Consider the following 23494-nt stretch of genomic DNA (forward strand, 5'->3'; position numbering starts at 1 on the left):
CTTTCACGGGTCGGGCATTCCCCGGCACAGGCACAGGAGAGCGCCATGCGAGAATGTCAGCATCTGATCCTGGCCGTCCTGCTGGCGTTGACGGGCTGTGACTCGGACCAGCCGCCCGACGCCAAAACCACCACACCCAGCCCGCCTCCCGCCGCCGCAGCGCCTGCGCCGCCCGCCGCCGCGCCCGAACGCGCGGCCCCTCCGCCCACTTCAACAGCAGCGCCCCAGGCGGTATTCACCACCGAACAACTCGACCAGATGCTCGCGCCGCTGGCGCTGTACCCCGACTCGCTGCTGGCCCAGGTGCTGATGGCAACCACCTATCCAGGCAATGTGGCCGACGCGGCAGCCTGGTCGAAGGCGCATCCCGGCGCGACCGGCGACGCCGCCGTGAAGCAGGTGGCCAACCAGCCGTGGGACCCGAGTGTCCAGTCGTTGGTCGCCTTCCCCGCCGTATTGGCCACGCTTGACCAGGACCCGGCCTGGGTACAGCGCGTCGGCGATGCCTTCCTGGCCCAGCCCGACGCCGTGATGGACTCCATCCAGCGCCTGCGCCGCCAGGCCCAGGCCGCCGGCAACCTGACGTCGAACGAGCAGCAGACCGTCACCGTCCAACCGGCAGCGCCGCAAGCTCCGGCGCAGGCGGCCTCCGACGGCGGCACCGTGGTGGTGCAGCAACCGGCGCCCTCCCAGACGATCGTCATCGAGCCCACCAACCCGCAGGTCGTCTACGTCCCCAGCTACAACCCCAACCAGGTCTACGGCACCTGGGCCTACCCATCCAGTCCGCCGACCTACTACCCCCCACCCCCCGAATACCCTGTCGCTACCGCGCTGGCCACCGGCCTGGCATTCGGCGCGGGGGTCGCCATCGTGAACTCGCTCTGGGGCGACTGCGACTGGGACGACCATGACCTCGACGTCGATGTGAACCGCTACAACAACATCAACGTCAACCGACAGATCAACGCCAACCGGAATACCTGGCGGCATGATCCCCTCTATCGCAACGGCGTGCCCTACCGCGACTCCGTCAGCCGCGAGCAGTACAGCCGGCGGCTGGCCGGCGGCGAACAGCGCGAGGCCCTGCGCGGCTTCGACTCCGCCCGCGCCCAGGAGCGCTCGCGCGCGCGCGAAAGCCTTGCCCAGCGCGGCATTACGCCGCCGGCGGTGAACAATGCCCAGGCTCGCGAACGCGCCCAGGCCGCCACCCGGGAGCTGCGCGACAATCCGCAAGCCCTTCAGCGCGCCCAGCAGGCCAACCGCGAGTTGCGTGACAACCCGCAGGCCCGCGAGCGTGCGCAGGCCGCCACGCGCGAATTGCGCGACAACCCCGACGCCCGCCAGCGCGCCCAGAGCGTGGCACAGAACCGCAGCGTACAGCCCCGACAACGACCACGGGCGCAGAACAACGCGCAGATTCGCGAACAGGCACGCCAGCAGCACGCCAGGCTCCAGGCCCCGCGCAACAACGCCTTCGCCGGGGCCAGCAACCCGACGCAATCCCGAGCGCTCACCCACCGCGGGCAAGCCAGCCGCGCCGTTGCCAGCCGGCCCCAGGCCGTGCGCACTGGTCACACCGTGCAACGCCCTGCTCGCGCCCCGTCCGGCGGCGGCCTGCGGCGGCACAGATAGGAGCCTGGTCATGCATGTCGTATCGCGCATACTCGCGCTTGCCCTCCTGGGTGCGCTGCCCTGCAGCCTGCTGGCGCAGGAAACCTTCCCCACGCCGGAAGCCGCCGCCGACGCCTTCATCGCCGCGCTCGGCACGCAAAAGGCAGACCCTGACCGCCTGGCCGCCCTGCTCGGCAAGGACTGGCACAACTACATCCCGACCAAAGGCATCGATCGGCAGGAGGTGAACGCCTTCCTCGCGCACTATCGGGACAAGCACCAGATCGAGAAGGACACCCCCGAGCGCGCCCACCTGGTGGTCGGCAACGATCCCTGGACACTGCCCCTGCCGATCCTGCACGAAAAGAACGGATGGGCATTCAACGCCAAGGCTGGCGGCGAGGAAATCCGCATCCGGCGCATCGGCCGCAACGAAGAGGCGGCGGTGAGCGCGGTGCAGGCCTACCACGACGCGCAGATGGATTTCGCCGAGGAGGACCGCAACGGCGACGGCATTCTGGAATACGCACAGAAGTTCGTCAGCAGCGACGGCCACCACGACGGCCTGTACTGGCCGGAAGAGGACGGCGGCGAGGAAAGCCCCCTCGGCCCCTTGTTCGGCGACGATCTCCCGGGGGATGGCTGGCACGGCTATCACTACCGGATCCTCACGGCCCAGGGCCCCTCGGCTCCCGGTGGCGCCTACGACTACCTGATCGGCGGCAAGATGACTCGCGGTTTCGCCCTGGTCGCCTGGCCGGTCCGTTATGGCGACAGCGGTGTGATGAGCTTCATGATCAGCCATGACGGCGAAATCTTCTCCAAGAACCTGGGGCCCGACGGCGGGAAAGTCGCGATGAAAATGAGCCGCTTCGACCCCGATAGCAGCTGGAGCGAAGTCAGCGTACCGGAAACGCCCTGAACCCTCGCGCAATCCGGCTGCCGGGCGGCGACCGTGGAAGGAAAAGCCTCTGCGGCCGGCTCGCGCAAGGCACGCTTGGAACAAATACCCTGCCAAGGCGCCAACCGACTGTCGCCACGCAAAAGCCACATGATAGAATTTGGCGCGTTATTGCCTGGCGTCCCTGGGCCCGCCGAGTGGTAACCCGGCCACGGCCGAATGGGGGTGACGACCGGGACACTTACTTTTCCAAGGCTTTGCGGCCACCCACTCATCAAGACCTATGAGACTCAAGCCCACTGCCCTGCTGCTTCTCCTGAGCGCCGTCCTGCTTTCCGGCACCACTGCCGCCGCCGGCAAGACGGTCTACGGCCTGAACGAATACGCCCGCATCGACGACCTGAGCCTGGAGCTGGCCGCCAAACTCGACACCGGCGCCAAGACCGCCTCGCTCAGCGCCCGCGACATCAAGCGCTTCAAGCGCGACGGCGAAACCTGGGTGCGTTTCTACCTCGCCACCGACACCGCCGACAGCCAGCCGATCGAGAAACCGCTGGCGCGCATCAGCAAGATCAAGCGCCGCCACGGCGACTACGACCCCGATGGAGGCAAGGCCTATACCGCGCGCCCGGTGATCGAACTGGACGTCTGCATGGGCAAGATCAGACGCACCATCGAAGTGAACCTTACCGACCGTAGCGCCTTCCAATACCCGCTTCTGATCGGCTCCGACGCGCTCAAGCGCTTCGGCGCCCTGGTCGACCCGAGCCTGAAATACGCCGCCGGCAAGCCCGGCTGCCAACCCGTAGCGAAACCTGCCGAGTAATCCCATGCGCTCTCTTACCCTGCATCTGAAGGTCCTGATCGCCATCCTGCTGACGTTGGGCGTCGCGATCACCGCCTACCAGATCTTCATCCTCGGTATCCCGATGACCGAGGCCGAGACCGACGACTTGTGGAACATCGACGCCAAGGTCGAGTTCATCGCCACGCCGAAGACACCGGTGAAGGTACAGATGTTCGTGCCGCCGCTGAGCCAGGATTACGTCAGCCTCAACGAGAGCTTCGTCTCCAACAACTATGGCGTGGGCATCAACCGCGCCGACGGCAACCGCAAGGTGACCTGGTCCTCGCGCCGCGCCAACGGCCAGCAGACCCTCTACTACCGCCTGGTGCTGACCAAGCGCTACGCTGGCGCCGGCGAAAAGGCCAAGGAAAAGGGCCCGATCTTCCGCGACAGCCTGCCCCTGGAAGGCCCGGAGAAGATTGCCGCCGAAGCCTTGATCGCGCCCATCCGCCAGCATTCGGCGGACGTCGAGACCTTCGTCAGCGAAGCCATCAAGCGCGCCAACAACCTCAGCGACGACAACGTCAAGCTGCTGCTGGCCGGCGATACCAGCCTGGACAAGCGCTCCCACGTGGTCGAGACCCTGCTGGCCGTGGCCCACGTACCGCTGGAGCGCGTGCACACCATTCGCCTGGTCGCCAACCAGCCGCAACAGCCGGAACTTTGGCTGCGCAGCTTCAACGGCAAGGAATGGCTGTACTTCAACCCGGAGAACGGCGAACGCGGCCTGCCCGCCGACCGCCTGATCTGGTGGCTGGGTGACGAGAGCCTGCTGTCCATCGAGGGTGGCAAGAAGGCCCAGGTTAGCTTCAGCCTCAACAGCAGCGAGATGAACGCTATCCGCCTGGCCAAGCTGTCGGACGAGAACACCGACGCGGCCTTCCTCGAGTACTCGCTGTACGGCCTGCCGCTGTCCACCCAGCAGACCTTCCAGATCATGATCATGATCCCGTTCGGCGTGCTGGTGATCCTGGTGCTGCGCAACCTGATCGGCATCCAGACCCTGGGTACCTTCACCCCGGTGCTGATCGCCCTCGCCTTCCGCGAAACCGGCCTGCAGTGGGGTATCGGCCTGTTCACCGTGATCACCGCGCTGGGCCTGTCGCTACGCTCCTACCTGGAACACCTGAAGTTGCAGATGCTGCCGCGCCTGTCGGTGGTGCTGACCTTCGTGGTGGTGATGATCGCCGCCATCAGCCTGCTCAGCCACAAGCTCGGCTTCGAGAGCGGTCTGTCGGTGGCGCTGTTCCCGATGGTGATCCTGACCATGAGCATCGAGCGCCTGTCGATCACCTGGGAAGAGCGCGGCGCGGCCCACGCCATGAAGGCCGCCATCGGCACTCTGTTCGCCGCCGCCCTGGCGCACATCCTGATGCGCGTACCGGAACTGGTGTACTTCGTGTTCACCTTCCCGGCCGTATTGCTGATCCTGGTGTCGTTCATGCTGGCGATGGGTCGCTACCGCGGTTACCGCCTGACCGAACTGTTCCGCTTCAAAGCCTTCCTCAAGGACTAAGCCATGTTCGGCCTGATCAAGCGATGGAAAGCCCTGAGCGCCCTCGGCATCATGGGCATCAACCGGCGCAACGCGGACTACGTGCTCAAGTACAACCAGCGGCACCTGTACCCGATCGTCGATGACAAGATCATCACCAAGCAGCGCGCCATCGAGGCGGGGATCCACGTACCGGAAATGTACGGGATCATCTCCACCGAGAAGGAGATCGAACGCCTGCCGGAGATCATCGGCGAGCGTAGCGACTTCGTGATCAAGCCGGCGCAGGGCGCCGGCGGCGACGGCATCCTGGTGATCGCCGACCGCTTCGAGGGGCGCTACAAGACGGTGTCCGGGCGGATCATCAGCCACGGGGAAATCGAGCACCAGTTGTCGAGCATCCTCACCGGCCTGTATTCCCTGGGCGGCCACCGCGACCGCGCACTGATCGAGTACCGGGTGACCCCGGACCAGATCTTCAAGAGCATCAGCTACGAAGGCGTGCCGGACATCCGCATCATCGTGCTGATGGGCTACCCGGTGATGGCGATGCTGCGCCTGCCGACCCGCCAGTCCAACGGCAAGGCCAACCTGCACCAGGGCGCCATCGGCGTGGGTGTGGACCTGGCCACCGGCCTGACCCTGCGCGGCACCTGGCTGAACAACAAGATCAGCAAGCACCCGGACACCACCAATGCGGTGGACGGCGTGCAGTTGCCCAACTGGGACGGCTTCATGAAGCTCGCCGCCGGCTGCTACGAGCTGTGCGGTCTGGGCTATATCGGCGTGGACATGGTGCTGGACCAGGACAAGGGCCCGCTGATCCTCGAACTCAACGCCCGTCCCGGCCTGAACATCCAGATCGCCAACGACTGCGGCCTGACCCTGCGCACCCATGCGGTCGAGGCGCATCTCGCCGAGTTGGAAGCCAAGGGCGTGAAGGAAACCGTGGAAGAGCGCGTGCGCTTCTCCCAGGAACTGTTCGGGCACGTGCATCCGAAGGAAGTCTGAGGCGCCCTGGCCCATGAAAAAGCCCGGCACTCGCCGTTTTTTTCATGGGGACTTTCTGTAGGAGCGAGCTTGCTCGCGAACGGATTTACCGGCCACACAGGTGTCGGACGATTTCGCGAGCAAGCTCGCTCCTACAAAAAACCGGCGCGACGGGATCAGCGCACCACTGCCAGTTCGAACCCGCCCTGGTCACTGTGCTCGCGTACCTTCATCCCCGCCTCGTTCACCGCCAGGCTTTCCAGCGGCCGCTTGTAGGGCTTGTTGTCGAGGGTTTGCAGACTGCGGTCTTCATCCGTGGTCAGCAGCAGCACGTAGCGCTCGCCCTGGTTGGCGCGCACCGGCACCGTGCCCTCGATGAAGGCATAGCGGTACCAGGTTTCCGGGTTGAGCTTGTACACCGCGTCGCTCACCAGACGGGTCGGGCGCTTGCGCTCGTCAAGGAACAGCAACGACGGATACACCACCTGGTGGTTGGCGAAACTGCGTACGCGCAGGCCGTAGACCCGCTGCGAACTGGGCAACTTCATCGCCACGAAATAACTCTTGCCCATCGGGAAATCGAAGCTCGGGGAGAACTTGTTCAGTTCTTCGTAGCGCGGTTCTTCCGCACTCAGCTCGGTGAAGTCGCCGTCGGCCATCTGCTCGCAGCAGCGGCGCTGCAGGTCCTGGTAGAGATCGTCGAGGGTCTTGCCGCTGCCCTTGAGCAAGGCCTTCATGGCATCGGTCTGCTCGCCGCTGCCATCCAGGCCGGGCAACGCCGCCGGGCGCGACTTGAATTCGATCTGCCGACCCTCGGTGTAGGCGATCCGGCTGCCACCCTGCTCGCCCCGGCGGAACGCCTCGGCGCGCTGCTCGGCGCTGATCGGCGAGTTGTGCATGCGGCCCTGCTCGTCGACCCAGGTGTAGTACGGGTTGCCGTTTTCGCTGCGGACGAAGCCCTTGTCCTCGTAGGCTTCGGCGTCGATGTACTCGGCGGAGTGATCGCCGTTGGGCAGCACGTAGTCGGTACGGCCCGGCGGCACCTGGCCGGCGGCGTAGAAGCTGTTCTGCAGGTTGCCCTGGGCATCGACCCAGGTGAAGTAGCGGCGCTTGCTCTCCCCGCCCGGCTGGGTGCCCGGCCATTGGGTCGCGGAGGCATCGAGCAGGCGCGCCCGGTCACTCTGGTCGATGCGTTTGTCAGCCTGGCGCTGCTGCTGGCTGAAGCTGGCGTCGACGAAGGTGTTGTGCACCTGGCCGTTGTCGTCCACCCAGGACAGGTATCGCCCACTGGCGGCCTGCGCCGCCGGGACGGCAATCCCGCCGGCGATCAGGCAGCTCATCAGGAGGGTCAGCTTGCGCATGTCCGGTGCCCTCAGAAAGTCGTCCGGTAGGTCATGGCGAAGATATAGGCCTTCACCGTGGTATCGACGTCAAGCCCCGCATAGGGGTTGTAGACCAGGTTGTCGATGCCGGTGCAGTTCAGGTTGCAGCTGGTGCCGGCCTTGATGTGCTGCTTGGAGACGAAGTAGTTGAAGCCCAGGTCGATCACCGTGTCCTTGTCCCACTGGTAGCCCAGGCCGAGGCCGTAGAGGTCGGCATCGCCGATCGGCACCAGGGCATCGGCCTTATCCTTGGGGATCGCCGATGGACGGTACTCGTAGCCGGCGCGCAGTTGCAGGCGGTCGTTGACGTCGTACTGCATACCCATCGCGTAGCTCCAGGTGTCCTGGTAGCCGCGGTCGAGGATGATGCTGTGGTCGGTGGCGCCGTTGGGCGCGAAGTTCTTGGCGATGCGCAGCAGGTCGAGCTCCTTGTCGAACTCGATCTCCAGCTTGTTCCAGTCGCTGTAGTCGGTCCACTTCAGGTCGAAGTTGAACTGCCACTTGTCGAATGGGCGCAGCTTGATGCCGGTGGAGAAGCTGTCCGGGTTGACCATGTTCAGCGTCGCCACGCCGTGTTCCTCGTCGGTGTTGCCGTAGGGGAACAGCGGGCTCAGGAAGGCGCCGAAGATCGAGCCTTGCAGGCCCGACCAGAAGCCCTGCCAGTCCTCGGTGTAGTCGACCCGGTACTTGCCCTTCAGATGCATGCGCGACTCGCTCTGGTAGGTCGCGCCCCAGGCGAACCAGTCGCGGGGTTCCCAGAGGATGCCGAGGTTGAAGCTCGGCGAGAGACTCTGCTGCATGTCCAGCTTGAGGTTGGCCAGCGAGTCGTAGGGGCCGATGCGGCCGCCGCAGACGTTGAACACCAGTTCGACGATTTCCTGCGCGCCCGGCACGCAGGTGGTGTCGTGCAGGGTCTGCAGCAGGCCGGTGAGCAGGCCGGGGTTGCGGAAGTCGGTGTCCAGCGCCATCGCCTGGTGCGAGAAACCCACGGACAATCCCACCGAAAGATCGTCGTTGACCTGGTAGCCCAGCGAAGGCGAGAAGTAGGTGATGCGCTGCAGCGATACGCGGCGCCCTTCGAAGCGCGCCGGGTCGCTGTCGGAATCGCGCGAGTAGCCCAGCGCCTGCGGTGCGTAGACGTTGGTGGCGAAGGTGAACTTCGATCCCGGCGGGTTGATCGACAGCCCGGCCAGCGGCGCCACCAGCAGCGGCATGTCGGTCATCCCGCCCAGGCCCGGCAGGTACATGGTCGGCGTCAGGGTACGGCTGCCGCTGTTGGCGACCGGATCGTCATCGATACCGAACGCGGAGTCGCCATAGTTGGGCGGCGCGTTGAAATCAGCGCGGATGTCCATCACCCCGGTGACCAGCTTGATCGCGGTCTGCCGCCCCTTGAGCTTGGTCAGGGCCGCGGGGTTGTAGTGCACCGCGTCGATGCCGGTGGAGTCGGCGGTGACGGCGTTGGCCATCGCCATAGCCTTGGGGTTGCCGATGGTCAGGTCGTTGGCCAGTTGGGCGCCCGCCAGTGACGACCAGCCAAGGCTCACCCCTGCCATCGCCAACGCGAGTGGCGAAATGCGCATAGTCATGTGGAGTTCGCTCGTCGGTTACTGGGCTTTGAGGCCTTGGATATCCAGGGGAAGGGAGAGCCCCAGCAGTACATCCGGCGAGTCTTCGGTCAGACCGAAACCGGCGTTCACGTTGACGATGTAATCGGGTGACGTTCGAAGGCCCAGCGAGAAGTTCATGATCGCGCTGGTCTGCTCCGGCGCCTCCACCGTCCGGTCGTTGAAGTAGTACTTGTTCTTCAGCGAGTAGGCCATCTGGTAGGAGGTGGCGAGCGAAACGTCGTAGGACAGCGCGTAGGCCATGCCCATCGCGAAGTTGATGGTATCGCCCGGCACCACCTTCTCCAGCTCTTCGCCGTACTGGGTCTGGTGGATGTTGTCGACCTGCATGTTGTAGGTGTAACCGAGCGAGCCGTAGAGCACGACCGGATCGATCACGTAGGACGAGTTGGCACCCACGCCCAGGCTGTAGTAGCCATTGCCGGTGGAGACGTCCTTCTCCACGTTCATGTCGTAGGGGCTGTCGCCGGTGGGCAGGCCGAGGGTGGCGTAGAGGGTGGTGACCGGGCGCCCGCGGCGCGACGGCCAGGGCTGCCAGCGCAGGGTCGCGGAGATGTCGCCCAGGCTGTAGGCATGGATATCGCGCTCGGTGTCGTACTTGGCCACGAACGGCAGGCGCATGCTGAAGGTGAGGTTGTCCCAGATGCCGTAGTCGAAGGTGAACGAGTTGGTGAACGTGTGCTGCGCCTCGCTCTGCGCCAGCACGCTGTAGACGTTCTCACCGCTGCGCACCGCCTGCAGGCGGGTGTCGCGCATCATCGAATAGTCGAAACCGTAGGTGAGCTGGCGCTCGCCCTTCTTGAGCAGGGTGTAGCTCTTCTCGGCGGCCTGGAACACCTCTTCGAGCGCCTTGGCGCTGTCGGCATCGCTGTCCTTCTTGGCCAGCGCATCGCGTGCATCTTCGGATGACGTCTCGTCCGCCGCAACGGCGGTACTGACCAGCAAGGCCAGAGCGGCAACGCACGCAAACCCCTTCAAATTCATGTTGCTATCCCCTGGTCTTGTTCTTATTCGTACGGGCCGATCAGGCAATCATTTGCGGCGGATGTACTGGACATCCCCACCGGAGGCGGCCTCCCCGATCTGGTTCTGGGTGAACTTGCTCATTTCCGGGAACTCCCGGAAGGCCAGCAGGCTGACGGTACGGTCGTCCACCAGGCGCAGGTCGGCTTCCCTCAGCTCCAGGGCGTTCCTGGGCTCCTGGCCGCTGGGGTAGATGACGAACAGTACGTTCTGGTCCCAGATATCCTCGAAACGGGCGCGGGTGAAACTGATGTTGCCCAAGGCAGGATCGGCAACGAAGACGTGGTCGTTGTAGACATCGCGGACCACGACGAAATGCTTGAAGCCGGCATAGTGGATCGGCACCAGCGCCGGGTGTTCGAGCGAGTCCAGGTCGGAGAACTCGGCACGGAAGCCGCCACTCTTGTAGCCGAGCGCGGCGGCGTAGCGCTTCATGTCCAGAAGCGAAAATCCACGGCGCTGGACGATCTTGTCGGCCTCGCCGTACTTGATCAGGCCTTCCATGACCTGACGTTCTTCCAGGTTGCGCCCCAGGTAATAGTCCAGCAGCGTGGTGAGCGCCGCCGAGCCGCAGCTGTAGTCGTAGGCCTGGCGAATCACATTGCGGAACTGTACCTGGCTCATCGGTTCGAGCTGCACCGATTCGCGGAACGGTCCATTGGGCGTGAGCGGTTGCGAGATGTTCACTGTGCCCTGCTGTTGCGGCTTGGTATCCACGGCCTGGGTAAAACCGAACAGCCCCAGCAGGCTTCCCAGCAGTATCTCGAACATCCACCCCTCCTCGATCGGGAAAAGCCTTGCCGGCTGAACGCCGGCAAGGCCCGTTTGCTGCTACGCGGAACCGATCAGTGACCCCAGATGCGAACCTGGGAACCGGCCAGGTTCAGGTTGGAAACGGTCAGAGAGCCGATGCTGGCGCCAGTGTCGCCCACCTTGACGGCATCGACGGTGACGTTGCCGGTGATGCTGGGCAGGCCCAGTTGCAGTTGCTGGGTCGCAACAGCGGTGCCGCCGCCGCTCGGAGTGATGCTGGTGGTCACCACGTCGACGGTCAGCGGGGCGTTGTCGGCGATGGTCACGCTCGGCAGGTGGATGCCTTCGAGCACCAGGGAGCCGCCGTCGGTATCGGTGTCCTGGTAAGTCACCGCACCGATCTGAGCATTGAAGGTACCGGCGATGCTGATGCCATCCTGGCCGGTCACACCGGACAGTGCCGCGTCATCCATGGATTGCATGTCGGCATGTGCCAGGAACGGAGTAGCCAGAACTGCACTTGCAAGAATCAGTTGCTTGATTTTTTTCATTGTTATTTCTCTCCAGTGTTCAGGTGGGTTGCCCCAGGCACTGCAAGGGGCGTCCTAGCCCGCTGCAGGTCGACCGGCTATGCCGGTCCTCCAGACCCGCGACTGCTTCCCTAGGCGCCGCGGGCATGGATTCGTGAAGCACCAGGCTTCGCGTCCTGATCTCCAAGCTACTGACCCGACTTCCACCTGCCAGCCCATCCAAGGGATGGCGCAAAACCCACCCTCCGACTCAGGCTTCGCTGAGCAATCCCAGGCTCTTGCCCTTGAGTACCGCCTGGGTCCGACTGCGCACACCCAGCTTGGCAAACAGGTTGTGCAAGTGCCACTTGATGGTGGCCTCCGACAGATGCACCGCCTGGGCGATGTCGCGGTTCGACAAGCCCGCCGCCACGAGCCGCAGGATCTCCCGCTCTCGATGGCTAACATCTTGATTTTCATCGAAACTTTCTGGATCGACAGAGAGCCTGCGGCACTGTTCGCGGAGCATTTCCGCCACGCCCTGCCAGGCGGCGGCGCGCTTGGGCTCGGCGCCCTTCCAGGCTTCCCACAGCGGCAGCAGCCACAGCGCGTCGTCCTGGAACAGCCGGCGGTAACCCAGGTTCCAGGCCTCTTCCAGCGTCGGCGCAAACAAAGCGAAGGCTTTTTCGCTGTTACCTTTCTGCCAAAACGCCACAGAAAGTAACAACGACAGGCGCAACCGCCGGTCGCGTTGATAGGGCGAGGTATAGCCCGCCAGGCAAGCCTCCAGGCGCTGCTGCGCGCGCTCGGCATGGCGCTCCGACAGTGCCAGCCGTGCCTCGGCCATTACCAGCGCAGCCTGGGCGTCGGCATAGCGCTCGGCGGAGAGCCCGGAGAGATGCCGCGCCAGTTGCAGGCACACCCGCTCCGCCTCGTTCGGCCGGCGCATCCACAACAGCAGTTGCACCTTGCAGCTCATGGCCAACGCATGGACCCGCTCATAGCCCGGCGTCTGCAGGCCAACCAGCCATTCGTCGAGCTGAGCCAGTCCCTGTTCCGCCTCGCCGGCGAAGAAACGCGCCTTGGCCATCACCAACTGGCCACGACTGAGCAGCTCCACCGGCGTGGCAACATCGCGCCAGGTGGTCGCCAGGGGCAGTTCGGCGAGGATCGCGGCATGCCGATCCTGCTCGTAGAGAATGTCCGCATACGCCAGCGACAGCGGGCCGCCGACCCGGCTGCGGCGGCCGAACACCCGATCCACCCGGCTGCGCGCGCTCTCGGCGATGGTGCGGCCGCGCTCCAGCTCGCCGCGCTCCTTGCAGATCAGCGCCTCGATCATGCTCACCACGACCTGCAGGTATTCGCTGTCGGCTATGCGCAGGCACTCCTGAGCGATGCCAATGGCCCTGGCCGCTTCGGCGTAATCCCCCAGCAACGCGTAGGCCGCCGCCTGGATGCAGGACAGGCTGGCGCGGAACACCGGCTGGTTGGCCGGCACCAGGGCCAGCCACTGGCGGGCCACCTTCAGGCAGCCCTCCAGCTTGTCCTGGTAGAGCAGCACCAGTGCCTTGAGCACCTGGGCCACCGCCAGCAACTCGGCCAGGCCGAAGTTGCGCACCGTGCCCTGCCCCTGCAACAAGCGGACGCTGAGCTCCTCGATCAGCGCCTCGGCCTCGGCGAATTTCTGCTCGAAGGCCAACTGCCAGGCGTAGAAAATCTGGAACACCGGATGCTCGCGAATCACCTCGGCGGGAATGCTGCCGAGCATGCCGAGGATCCCGTAGACGCGATTGCCGGCGATCAGCTTGGCGCCCTGGCGCTCCAGCAGGTCGGCGGCGAAAGCATAGTCGCGCGCGCGCAGCGCGTACTTGATCGCCCGGTCGGCCATGTCCCGGCTCTCGCACCAGCGTGCCGCGGCGTGCAGCAATGGCGTCGGGTCCGTGTGCCGGGCCAGGCGGCCCTGGAGAAACTCGGCGAACAGGTGGTGGTAACGGAACCACTCGCGCTGATCGTCCAACGGGATGATGAACAACTGCTCGTTCTGCAGCCGCATCAGCATGTCCAGGCCGTCGCGGCGACCGGTCAGGGCATTGCACAGCTCCGCGCAGAACTCATCCAGCACCGAGGTCTGGTCGAGGAACTGCTGCAACGATTCGGGCAGGCTGCGCAGCACGTCCTCGGCCAGGTAATCGGCAAGGTCGCGCTCGGAGCCGGACAGCCCCTTGAGGAACGCCGTGCGATCCGGATGCCGCGCCAGCGCCAGCGCCGCCAGGTGCAGCGCGGTGATCCAGCCCTCGGTGCGCTTGTGCAGCAGATTGAGCTCGGCATCGCTGAGCGACAGCCCCTTGAGCTCGATGAGGTAGGTGTCGGTCTCTTCACGGGTGAGGCGCAGGTCATCGCCGCTCAGGCAGAAGGTCAGCGGCGCGAGTGCCGGTTCGTCGACCAGGAAGCGCGGGCGATACCGCGTGCTGGTGACCAGCCGCACATTGTCCGGCAGGTGCTCGATCAGGTAGCGCGCGCCGTGGGCCAGCGCCGGATGGCGAATCTGGTGGAAGTCATCGAGGAACAGGTACAGCGGGCCGTCCAGCCGTCGCAGGTCGGAGAGGAAGGCATCGATGATGCCCTCCAGCGGCAGGGTCATGTCCGACTGCAGCAGGTTCGAGGTGTTGGCGCCGAAGCCCTCCTCGACGCTGCTGATACTCGCCACCAGGTACTGCACCAGGCGCTGCGGTTCGCTGTCGCCCTCGTCGCAGGACAGCCAGGCCACCCGCGCCCCGCTCTGTTGCAGGCGCTGGCGGAACAGGCTGAGCGCGGTGCTCTTGCCGAACCCCGCCGGCGCACTGAGCACCAGCACCCGCTGCTGGCGGGCGGCGAACAGGCGGTCGATCAGCGCGCGGCGCGGCAGCAGCACGGTGCTGTCGGTGCGCGGCGGGAACAGTTTGGTGCGCAGTAGCGGCATCGGCGGCTGCGCCAGGGAGGTCACGGTCGTCATTCAGAGCAGACTCAGCTCGCGGGCACGGCGGATCGCCTGGGTACGATTGCGCACCTTGAGCTTCTCGTAGATGTTGTGCAGGTGCCATTTGACGGTGCCAAGCGCCAGCGACAGTTGTCGGCCGATCTCCTCGTTGGAGAGGCCCTGCGCGGCCAGACACACCACCTCGCGCTCGCGGTCGGTCAGACCTTCCTCGAGCGCCTCGGGCGACCTGCGTGCTTCCTGCCCCGGCCAGACGGTCAGCATTCCTCGAATGAACGCCTGCAAGGCCGGTTGTCGCTCAGTGGATTCGAGCTGCTGCAGCAACTGGCGAATCCCCTCGCCTTCTTCGATGAAAATGCTCCTCACCCCTTCCCGCTCGGCGCCAACCAGGCATTGCCCGAGCAGGCTGTGGGAGCGCTCCTGATACCCCAGGCGCTGGTAGCTCAGCGCCGCCAGCAGGTCCAGGCGCAGGCGTTGCAGGCCATGCCAGCCGGGTTGCAGCATGCCGCGCAGCTGGGTGATCTCGTGCAGCGCCTCGCTGAAATGCCCGCGCGCCTGCAACAGGCGTACGCGACTGATGCCCTGTACCCAGAGCACCGGGTTGAATGGCATCTGCTTGTAATGGCTGGCGAGCTTCTGCCAGTCGATGGCCTTCAGGCGCTGCTCGGCGCGCTTGCAGCGGTCGGCGGCCGGCTCCTGGAGGATCAGATTGATTTCCTCACCCACCGCCAGGGCGAAGAAGCGCCAGGAGTGGTTGCGCGAGGCCAGGGTCTGCATCAGGCCGAGCGTGCTCAACGCTTCCTTGCCGCGCCCCTGCAGGCGCTGGACACGCGCCAGGCACTGCATGCCCTGGGCATAGAGGTCGATCGGGTTGACCACGTCGACCCGTCCCAGCGCCCAGCGCAGGCGCTCTTCGAGGCCGTCGATGTCGGTGCGGTAATAGGCGGTCAGCGCTTCGGCGATGGTCGGCAGCGCCAGGGCCTGGGAGCGTTTGTCGAACAGCGGCATCGCCTGCTGGCGGAGACGTTCGATGAGCAGTTGCGCCTGCTTGACCTGGCCCTGCTCCAGCGCCAGCACCACCTCGATGGTGGAGAGCTGCATGTGCAGGTAGCGGCCATCGAGGAAATGATTGCGCTGCTGCGCCAATCCCATCAGCCGTCGGGCCTGATCGGCCTGGCCGCGGACGACCTGGGCGAACGCGGCGATCAGCAGGACCGCCCCCTCGAGGAAGGCGGAGTTCTGCCCCAGTTGGCTTTCCACCCGGCGTGCCAGGGTGATGCACTGCTCCAGATCGTCCTTCTGCAACGCCAGCACGGCTTTCACCGCCAGCGCGGAAAGGTACTGGTCGCCCATCGGGCCGCTGCCCTTGTGGTCGCCCCAGCGCGCCAGCAGCTCGTCGATCATGCGGTTGGCTTCGGGCAGGCTGAGTTCCGAGGCGCGGGTCCAGACATCGCTGAGCACCAAGATCGGATAGCGCCCGGCAATCTCGTTCGGCACATGGCGACGCCAGCGCGAGATCAGGTACAGCTGGCCACGGTTGATCAGCTCCAGGCCGCAGCCATCCACCAGCGCGGCGAGCATCTCCGGGTCCTCGGCCAGGCAGGCGTGCTCGATGGCCAGGGTCGGCATGTGGTGGTTGGTGAACCACAGGCTTGCGTTGAAGTGCAGTTGCTTGAAGCGCTCCGGATCGCACTCGTGCAGGCGCGCCCGGAGGAAATCGGCGAACAGTTGGTGGAAACGGTACCACTGGCGGTCGCGGTCCAGCGGCAGGAGGAACAGCTGCATGCTGTCCAGATGCTCCAGCAACGCCTGGCCATCCTGGCGACCGGTCAGGGTATTGGCCAGGTCGCCGCTCAGCCGATTGGCAATGCTCAGCGCCAGCAGCGCATCCTGGATATCGCCCGGCAGGCGCTCGAACACGGCCCGCAGCAGGTAATCCCCCACGGCAGCCTTGTCGCTGCTGAGCGAAGTGAGATCTTCCGGCACCCCCGGTTGCTGGCGTAGCCACAGGCTGACCAGGTGTACGCCGGCCACCCAGCCTTCGGTCTGGCTGTGCAGGTTGTGCAGGCAGGCGTCTTCCAACTGCACGCCGTCACGGGCGAGGTATTCGCGGGTTTCGTCCTCGCTCAGGCGCAGCTCGTCCTGGCCGATCTCCAGCAACAGGCCCTTGGCACGCCAGGTGGCGAGGTTCAGCGGGGGTTGCGACCGGCTGCCGATAGCCAGGGTGAGCCCGGGCGGTGCGTACTGCACCAGGCGGTTGAGGCCGGCAAACACGTCGGCATGACTGATCGCATGGAGATCGTCCAGCACCAGCAGGACCTTGCGCTCATCGCGCGACAGGTCGATCAGCAGGCTTTCCATCACCGCCACCACCGGCACGCGCATGGTGTTCTGCAAGTAACCCAAGGCATCTTCGCCGGAGCCCGGCAAGGCACCGGCCAGCGCCTGGATCAGCTTCAGGCAGAAGCGGCCAGGGTCGTCGTCCTGCTCTTCGAGCGAAATCCAGGCGACGGCATTGCCGTCCAGTTCACGGGCTCTGGCCAGCGCAGCAAGGGCGGTAGTCTTGCCAAAACCGACCGGAGCGGCGAAGGACAAGACCGAGGCGTAAGGATGACGATCCAGAGCATTCTGGATCCTGGGACGAATCAAATAGTCAGCAGGCACCTGGGGGGGTGTTAATCTGGAGCGCAGAAGGCTGCCGGCTGCGGGTTCGAGTACTACATCCACGGCCTGTATCCCTGTGTCATTATCGTTGTGGTACGGAGCATAGTCTCCGCGGGATAATCCAATTCTTAACAGAATGCGTTTCCTACGTAAACTGAAGAAATGGCTCTAGGATCAATGATTCAGACGAGTTAGAAACCTCTCATTCGCCTTGCACGCTTTCACTCATGTCTCACTGCTTCATACACCCTCTTCCCTATCGGGAAGATCCTGGTGACCGCTTCGCCCTGATCCATCGTGCACCCGGCGCCGTCCTGCTGGATGCCGGCCGACCTTTTGCCACCCGTGGACGCTATGACCTTCTGAGCGCCTGGCCATTGGCAGAACTGGCACCGACCGCCGACGAATCGGCCAAAGGCTTTTTCGCCAGGGTACGAAGCGCGTTGCAGAGCCTCGGCGAAGTCCAGACGCCGGACAATCGGAACCTGCCATTCGTCGGCGGAATGATCGGCTACCTGAGCTACGACTTCGGCCGCCGCATCGAACGCCTGGCCGCGCCCGCACGCGACGACCTCGACCTGCCCGATGCCCGCCTCGGGCTCTATGCCTGGGCGCAGGTGACCGATCACCAGGAACGCACCAGCCAACTGGTGTTCCACCCGGCCCTGCCGCCGAACGAGCGCGAGCGGCTGGTGGCGCTGTTCGAGGGCGCTGCGCAGACCGGGCCGCTGCCGCCCTTCCGCCTCGGCGCCCCGTTCCGCCCGGATCTCGAGCGCGGGCAGTACCGCGACGCCCTGGAGCGGGTGCACCGCTACATCCTCGACGGCGACTGCTACCAGGTGAACTACACCCAGCGCTTCCGCGCACCGTACAGCGGCTCGCCGTGGCTGGCCTACCAGGCGCTGCGCGAAGCCTGTCCGACGCCCTTCGCCGGCTACCTGGAATTGCCGGACGGCGCGGTGCTGAGCCTGTCGCCGGAGCGTTTCATCCAGCTCCACGGCCGCCAGGTGGAAACCCGCCCGATCAAGGGCACCCGTCCGCGCGGCGCAACGCCCGAGGCGGACCAGGCCAACGCCGAGGCGCTGCTGGCCAGCGAGAAGGACCGCGCCGAGAACCTGATGATCGTCGACCTGCTGCGCAACGACCTGGGCCGCAGTTGCCGCCCCGGCAGCGTGCGGGTACCAGAACTGTTCGCACTGGAGACCTACCCCAACGTCCACCACCTGGTCAGCAGCGTCACCGGAGAGCTGGCGGACGGCAAGGATGCCCTGGACCTGCTCGAAGGCAGCTTCCCCGGCGGCTCCATCACCGGCGCGCCGAAGGTCCGCGCCATGCAGATCATCGACGAACTGGAGCCGACCCGGCGCAGCATCTACTGCGGCAGCCTGCTCTACCTCGACGTACGCGGCGAGATGGACAGTTCCATCGCCATCCGCACCGTGCTGCTGAAGGATGGCCAGGCCAGTTGCTGGGGGGGCGGCGGCATCGTCGCCGACTCGGACTGGCAGGAAGAGTACGAGGAGTCGCTGACCAAGGTCGACGTTCTCCTGCGCACCCTGGAAAGCCTCTGAGCCGGGGTGTTCCCTGTAGGAGCGAGCTTGCTCGCGAACAGATTCCCGGCCACATCGGAGTTGGGCGGTTCGCGAGCAAGCTCGCTCCTACAAAAAGCCGGAAAGAAAAAGCCCCGCATTCGCGGGGCTTTTTCGTCACAGCCAGTGTTACAGGCTGAGCGGGCGGTTGGACGCCTTGAGGAATTCCTTCTTCAGGTCCTCATAGGTGTGCACCGCCGGGAACTGCGGGAACTCGCGGATCACGTTGTCCGGCGCGTGGAACAGGATGCCGGCGTGGGCTTCGGAGAGCATGGTGGTGTCGTTGTAGGAATCGCCTGCGGCGATCACACGGTAGTACAGGCTCTTGAAGGCGATGACCGACTGACGCTTCGGATCCTTCTGGCGCAGCTGGTAACCCACCACGCGATCGGTCTCGTCGGTGATCAGCTTGTGGCACAGCAGGGTCGGGAAACCGAGCTGGCGCATCAGCGGCTGGGAGAACTCATAGAAGGTGTCGGAAAGGATCACCACCTGGAAGCGCTCGCGCAGCCAGTCGACGAACTCCACCGCGCCCTCCAGGGGCTTCAGGGTGGCGATCACCTCCTGGATGTCGGACAGCTTCAGGCCGTGCTCGTCGAGGATGCGCAGACGCTGCTTCATCAGCACGTCGTAGTCCGGAATATCGCGAGTCGTCGCCTTGAGCGCTTCGATACCGGTTTTTTCAGCGAAGGCGATCCAGATTTCCGGAACCAGAACCCCTTCCAGGTCGAGACAGGCGATTTCCACGAACGATTTCCCCGCAGGTTTGACTTGAGAGGCGGCACTCTAGCCGCTCGCTGGAAGCGGTGCAACGCGGCACTTATACCCAAACACCACAGTGCACCTTTCCGAAGGTTATTTAGGGGCATATTCGCCTCTTTGCTACCATCCCGGCAAAGAGCGCCCCGCGCCACCAAAACTAGGAATACCGCCTGATGAGCCATCCGTTCGACATCGCGGAAATCGCCGCGAGCTATGCCAGCAAATCCCCCCAGGACGTCCTGAAGTTCGCCTTCGAGCACTTCGGCGACGACCTGTGGATCTCCTTCAGCGGCGCCGAGGACGTGGTGCTGGTGGACATGGCCTGGAAGCTCAACAAGAACGTCAAGGTGTTCAGCCTGGATACCGGCCGCCTGCACCCCGAGACCTACCGCTTCATCGAGCAGGTGCGCGAGCACTACGGCATCGCCATCGAAGTGATGTCGCCCGATCCGCGCCTGCTGGAAGCCTTCGTCAAGGAAAAGGGCCTGTTCAGCTTCTACAAGGACGGCCACGGCGAGTGCTGCGGCATCCGCAAGATCGAGCCGCTCAAGCGCAAGCTGTCCACCGTCACCGCCTGGGCCACCGGTCAGCGCAAGGATCAGAGCCCCGGCACCCGCAGCCAGGTCGCGGTGGTGGAACTCGACAGCGCCTTCTCCACCCCGGACAAGCCGCTGTACAAGTTCAATCCGCTGGCCAACATGAGCAGCGAGGACGTGTGGGCCTACATCCGCATGCTGGAAATCCCCTACAACAGCCTGCACGAGCGCGGCTTCATCAGCATCGGCTGCGAGCCCTGCACCCGCCCCGTGCTGCCCAACCAGCACGAACGCGAAGGCCGCTGGTGGTGGGAAGAAGCCACGCAGAAAGAGTGTGGCCTGCACGCTGGCAATTTGATCAGCAAGGCCTGAGGCCTTACCCTCGGCTGACGGAAATTTCCTTGTCAGCCCGCAGCCCAGGATCGGACGCCTGCATGCCTGCGGCGGAGCCGATCCCATGCGCATCACCCTGGTGAAGAAGGTCCTGGCCGATGGCCAGGACTGCCGCAAGTGCCGCGAAGTCCATGAACGCCTGGTCAAGGGCGGCTATCTGGAGCGCATCGACCGCACCCTGGTCGCCGACGAGCGCAACCCGTCCAGCGCCGGCTGGATGGTCGCCGCGCAGTACGGGGTGGACACCGCGCCCTTCTTCGTCGTCCGCCACGATGATGGCCGCGAGGTCGTCTACACCGTGTTCATGAGCTTCCTCCATGAAGTGCTGGAGGGCCGTGGCGAGTTGCCGCTGGATTCCCGCGAGGCGCTGGCGGAGCTGGCCAGCCGCGACGATCTCGACCGCCTCTGAAGGGGCCGGCTTGACGCTTTCTTGATCCCCCGTCGCCGATACTGACCGCCCCCGCATCACACAAGGACGTCGGCCATGCCCGATGGCTCGGAACGCTCCCGCCCCCGTATCCCCGGCACCGTCTGGGCGCTGGGTTTCGTCAGCCTGTTCATGGACGTCTCGTCCGAACTGCTGCACAGCCTGCTGCCGCTGTTCCTGGTCGGCAGCCTGGGGCTGAGCATGCTCGCGGTCGGCCTGATCGAGGGCATCGCCGAAGCCAGCGCGCTGATCGTCAAGGTGTTCTCCGGCGCCATCAGCGACTTCCTCGGCCGGCGCAAGGGTTTGTTGCTGCTCGGCTACGGGCTGGCGGCGCTGTCCAAGCCGTTGTTCCCGCTGGCCACTTCCGGGGAAACCATCTTCGCCGCGCGCCTGCTCGATCGCATCGGCAAGGGCATTCGCGGCGCGCCGCGCGACGCCCTGATCGCCGATGTGGCGCCAGCCGCGATCCGCGGCGCGTGCTTCGGACTGCGCCAGTCGATGGATACCGTCGGCGCCTTCGCAGGCCCCTTGCTGGCGATTGCCCTGATGCTCTGGCTGGGCAACGACCTGCCGCTGGTGTTCTGGTTCGCCTGCATCCCGGCAGGCCTCGCGGTACTGGCGATCGTCTTCTTCGTCAAGGAACCGGAACACGCCGCCGGCCCCCACCGCTTCCGCTCGCCGATCCACCGCGACGCGCTGCGCAGCTTCCCGGCGCGCTACTGGTGGGTGGTCGGGATCGGCGCGGTGTTCACCCTCGCGCGCTTCAGCGAAGCCTTCCTGGTGCTGCGCGCCCAGGGCCTGGGCCTGCCGATGGCCTGGACACCGGTGGTGATGGTGGTGATGGCGCTGCTGTTCATGCTCTCGGCCTACCCGGTGGGCTGGTGGTCGGACCGCACCGACCGCATCGGCCTGCTGGGCATCGGCATGCTCCTGCTGGTGACCGCGGACCTGCTGCTGGCCTGGGCCGATTCCACGCCCTTGATGCTGGTCGGCGTGGCGCTCTGGGGTTTGCACATGGGCTTCACCCAGGGCCTGCTGGCCACCCTGATCGCCGACACCACGCCGCCCGACCTCAAGGGCACCGCCTTCGGCGTGTTCAACCTCGCCAGCGGCCTCGCCATGCTGCTGGCCAGTGTGTTGGCCGGGTGGTTGTGGCAGAGCTTCGGCGCCAGCGCCACCTTCCTCGCCGGCGCGGGGTTGGCCTTTGTCGCGTTGCTGCTGTTGCGTTGGCGTATTCGCTGAAGCCCAGCATTTTTTTGCAGGAGCGAGCAGTCGTACCGAATCAACAAGCAAACAAAAACGCCGCGCCCCTGTCGGGATCGCGGCGTTCTTCCGTGGGCCCGCGCCGAAGAATCAGGCGCGGAATGCGATCAGTAGACCGGCAGCTCGATGCCTTCGAACAACTCGTCCAGCTCGGTCTTGTTGTGGCACTGCACAGCCTTGGCCAGCAGGTCGCGAGTCAGGTGCGGGGCGAACTTCTCGATGAAGTCGCACATGAAGCCACGCAGGAAGGTACCGCGACGGAAACCGATCTTGGTCACGCTGGATTCGAACAGGTGGCTGGCGTCGAGCATCACCAGGTCGCTGTCGAGCTTCGGATCGACCGCCATGTGGGCGACGATACCCACCCCCAGCCCCAGGCGCACATAGGTCTTGATCACGTCGGCGTCGGCGGCGGTGAACACCACCTTCGGTACCAGGCCACGCTGGTTGAAGGCTTCGTCGAGCTTGGAGCGGCCGGTGAAACCGAACACGTAGGTGACGATGGGTTGCTCGGCCAGCAGTTCCAGGGTCAGCTTCGGCACCTTGGTCAGCGGGTGGCCCTGGGGGACGATCACGCAACGGTTCCAGCGGTAGCACGGCATCATGATCAGGTCGCCGAACAGCTCCAGCGCTTCGGTGGCGATGGCGAAATCGACGGTGCCGTCGGCGGCCATTTCGGCGATCTGCATCGGCGTGCCCTGATGCATGTGCAGGGAAACGTCCGGGTACTGCTTGATGAAGCCGCTGATCACGCCCGGCAGCGCGTAGCGCGCCTGGGTGTGGGTGGTGGCGATGGACAGCGTGCCCTTCTTCTCGTTGGAGAACTCCTGGGCGATCTGCTTGATGCTCTCGACCTTGCGCAGGATCTCGCCGGCGGTATTGATGATGCGCTCGCCGGCCGGGGTGACGCGGGTCAGGTGCTTGCCGCTGCGGGCGAAGACTTCGACGCCCAGCTCGTCCTCGAGCAGGCGGATCTGCTTGCTGATGCCGGGCTGGGACGTATACAGGCTTTGCGCGGTGGCCGAAACGTTCAGATCGTGGTGCGCGACTTCCCAGATATAGCGCAATTGCTGGAGCTTCATGGAATTCCCTCGGAAAGAATGTCGCGACCCGCGATCAGGGGCTTATGTTTTATAACCATATTAATGGTTTAAGGAATAAAACTAGACGTTTTTTTTCGATCTGCATGCCATTCGTCTAAAGCCATACGGAAATTCAGGCTTTGCCCGACGCACTGTCACAATGGCTCAGCGATGCTGGAGCATCGGCACCAGGTACAGCGGAACCTCCGCCAGTTGCACCAGACGCCCCGCGGTGCGCCCCAGCGGCGTGTTCAGCCCTTCCCCGTGGCTGTGGCTGCCGGCCACGATCAGATCCACCCCGAGACGTCGCGCCTCATCGAGAATCACCATCGGCGGGTCCCCCTGAATGACCCGCACGGAATGAATCAGCTCCGCGTCCTGGCGCGGCTCCCCCAGTTCGTCGCGAAAACCTTCCATCACGCGCTGCTCGATGCTGCCCATGACGTTGTCCAGGCCGTTGGCGCGCATTTCCTTGAGCGTGTTTTCGTCCAGATAGGTCTGCAGCACCGACTCGGCGAACAGGCCCAGCGGCTCCACGGCATGCACCACATACAACTGGACCCCATAGGCGCGGGCCAGCGAGAGGGCATGCTGGAGGACATACGGCGCATAGAGGCCAAGGTCGGTGGCGTAAAGAATCGATCGGATCATGCGGCCTC

Annotated in this window: 19 protein-coding genes; 9 read left to right on the forward strand and 10 right to left on the reverse strand. The window is 65.0% G+C overall.

The genetic code is table 11. From position 1 onward, the window contains the following. The first annotated feature begins 45 nt into the window (after positions 1 to 45). From ACYCAX_RS21175 to ACYCAX_RS21195, 5 genes are all read left to right on the forward strand, one after another. A complete protein-coding gene (locus ACYCAX_RS21175) occupies positions 46 to 1635 on the forward strand; it encodes a DUF3300 domain-containing protein (RefSeq protein ID WP_294975556.1) in 1590 nt (529 codons plus the stop codon). Between the two features lie 10 nt (positions 1636 to 1645). Next, positions 1646 to 2536 carry a DUF2950 domain-containing protein gene (locus tag ACYCAX_RS21180; protein ID WP_294975552.1) on the forward strand — a complete coding sequence of 297 codons (891 nt, stop codon included), beginning with the start codon at positions 1646 to 1648 and terminating at the stop codon, positions 2534 to 2536. Between the two features lie 262 nt (positions 2537 to 2798). Further along, entirely contained in the window at positions 2799 to 3341 is a 543-nt protein-coding gene (gene rloA, locus ACYCAX_RS21185) for a retropepsin-like aspartic peptidase RloA (protein WP_015476853.1), read from the forward strand. Positions 3342 to 3345: 4 nt separating this feature from the next. Continuing rightward, complete coding sequence (gene rloB / locus ACYCAX_RS21190; protein ID WP_015476852.1) at positions 3346 to 4878, forward strand: osmotic stress tolerance membrane protein RloB; 1533 nt, start codon at positions 3346 to 3348, stop codon at positions 4876 to 4878. Between the two features lie 3 nt (positions 4879 to 4881). Further along, positions 4882 to 5868 carry an alpha-L-glutamate ligase-like protein gene (locus ACYCAX_RS21195; RefSeq protein ID WP_460248768.1) on the forward strand — a complete coding sequence of 329 codons (987 nt, stop codon included), beginning with the start codon at positions 4882 to 4884 and terminating at the stop codon, positions 5866 to 5868. Positions 5869 to 6023: 155 nt separating this feature from the next. On the opposite strand, the gene ACYCAX_RS21200 is transcribed toward ACYCAX_RS21195, so the two are convergent. From ACYCAX_RS21200 to ACYCAX_RS21230, 7 genes are all read right to left on the reverse strand, one after another. Then, positions 6024 to 7187, reverse strand: a complete 1164-nt coding sequence (locus tag ACYCAX_RS21200) for a MalM family protein (RefSeq protein ID WP_460248776.1) — start codon at positions 7185 to 7187, stop codon at positions 6024 to 6026. A gap of 32 nt (positions 7188 to 7219) precedes the next feature. Then, entirely contained in the window at positions 7220 to 8818 is a 1599-nt protein-coding gene (locus tag ACYCAX_RS21205; RefSeq protein WP_086009558.1) for an outer membrane protein transport protein, read from the reverse strand. Between the two features lie 18 nt (positions 8819 to 8836). Then, positions 8837 to 9841 carry a transporter gene (locus tag ACYCAX_RS21210; protein WP_015476848.1) on the reverse strand — a complete coding sequence of 335 codons (1005 nt, stop codon included), beginning with the start codon at positions 9839 to 9841 and terminating at the stop codon, positions 8837 to 8839. 48 nt (positions 9842 to 9889) lie between these two features. After that, positions 9890 to 10651 carry a C39 family peptidase gene (locus tag ACYCAX_RS21215; RefSeq protein WP_015476847.1) on the reverse strand — a complete coding sequence of 254 codons (762 nt, stop codon included), beginning with the start codon at positions 10649 to 10651 and terminating at the stop codon, positions 9890 to 9892. A 74-nt stretch (positions 10652 to 10725) separates the two neighbouring features. Further along, positions 10726 to 11184, reverse strand: coding sequence for a DUF6160 family protein (locus ACYCAX_RS21220; RefSeq protein ID WP_015476846.1), 459 nt, complete (start codon positions 11182 to 11184; stop codon positions 10726 to 10728). A 229-nt stretch (positions 11185 to 11413) separates the two neighbouring features. Next, the gene (locus tag ACYCAX_RS21225) at positions 11414 to 14137 is read right to left on the reverse strand and encodes a helix-turn-helix transcriptional regulator (RefSeq protein WP_015476845.1); all 2724 of its coding nucleotides are present in this window, start codon (positions 14135 to 14137) and stop codon (positions 11414 to 11416) included. Further along, positions 14138 to 16846 (reverse strand): LuxR C-terminal-related transcriptional regulator, encoded by a 2709-nt coding sequence (locus tag ACYCAX_RS21230; protein ID WP_080636215.1) that lies wholly within the window; start codon positions 16844 to 16846, stop codon positions 14138 to 14140. It lies immediately after the preceding gene. 164 nt (positions 16847 to 17010) lie between these two features. Here ACYCAX_RS21230 and pabB point away from each other — a divergent pair, with 164 nt between their 5' ends. Continuing rightward, positions 17011 to 18354 (forward strand): aminodeoxychorismate synthase component I, encoded by a 1344-nt coding sequence (gene pabB, locus ACYCAX_RS21235; RefSeq protein ID WP_460248769.1) that lies wholly within the window; start codon positions 17011 to 17013, stop codon positions 18352 to 18354. A gap of 147 nt (positions 18355 to 18501) precedes the next feature. On the opposite strand, the gene thrH is transcribed toward pabB, so the two are convergent. Continuing rightward, the gene (gene thrH, locus ACYCAX_RS21240; RefSeq protein WP_259754150.1) at positions 18502 to 19119 is read right to left on the reverse strand and encodes a bifunctional phosphoserine phosphatase/homoserine phosphotransferase ThrH; all 618 of its coding nucleotides are present in this window, start codon (positions 19117 to 19119) and stop codon (positions 18502 to 18504) included. Between the two features lie 188 nt (positions 19120 to 19307). On the opposite strand from thrH, the gene ACYCAX_RS21245 reads away from it, so the two are divergent. The 3 genes from ACYCAX_RS21245 (at position 19308) to ACYCAX_RS21255 (ending at position 21732) form a co-directional block, all read left to right on the forward strand. Then, positions 19308 to 20042, forward strand: coding sequence for a phosphoadenylyl-sulfate reductase (locus ACYCAX_RS21245; protein ID WP_460248770.1), 735 nt, complete (start codon positions 19308 to 19310; stop codon positions 20040 to 20042). A gap of 85 nt (positions 20043 to 20127) precedes the next feature. Next, positions 20128 to 20472, forward strand: coding sequence for a hypothetical protein (locus tag ACYCAX_RS21250; protein WP_015476840.1), 345 nt, complete (start codon positions 20128 to 20130; stop codon positions 20470 to 20472). A 75-nt stretch (positions 20473 to 20547) separates the two neighbouring features. Beyond that, positions 20548 to 21732 carry an MFS transporter gene (locus tag ACYCAX_RS21255; protein WP_460248771.1) on the forward strand — a complete coding sequence of 395 codons (1185 nt, stop codon included), beginning with the start codon at positions 20548 to 20550 and terminating at the stop codon, positions 21730 to 21732. Between the two features lie 128 nt (positions 21733 to 21860). Here ACYCAX_RS21255 and cysB read toward each other — a convergent pair whose 3' ends face one another. Further along, the gene (gene cysB, locus ACYCAX_RS21260) at positions 21861 to 22835 is read right to left on the reverse strand and encodes an HTH-type transcriptional regulator CysB (protein WP_015476838.1); all 975 of its coding nucleotides are present in this window, start codon (positions 22833 to 22835) and stop codon (positions 21861 to 21863) included. Between the two features lie 165 nt (positions 22836 to 23000). Then, positions 23001 to 23486: a universal stress protein gene (locus tag ACYCAX_RS21265; protein WP_015476837.1), complete on the reverse strand. Its 486-nt coding sequence runs from the start codon at positions 23484 to 23486 to the stop codon at positions 23001 to 23003. Positions 23487 to 23494: the final 8 nt, after the last annotated feature.

The organism is Pseudomonas sp. MT3 (assembly GCF_054720805.1).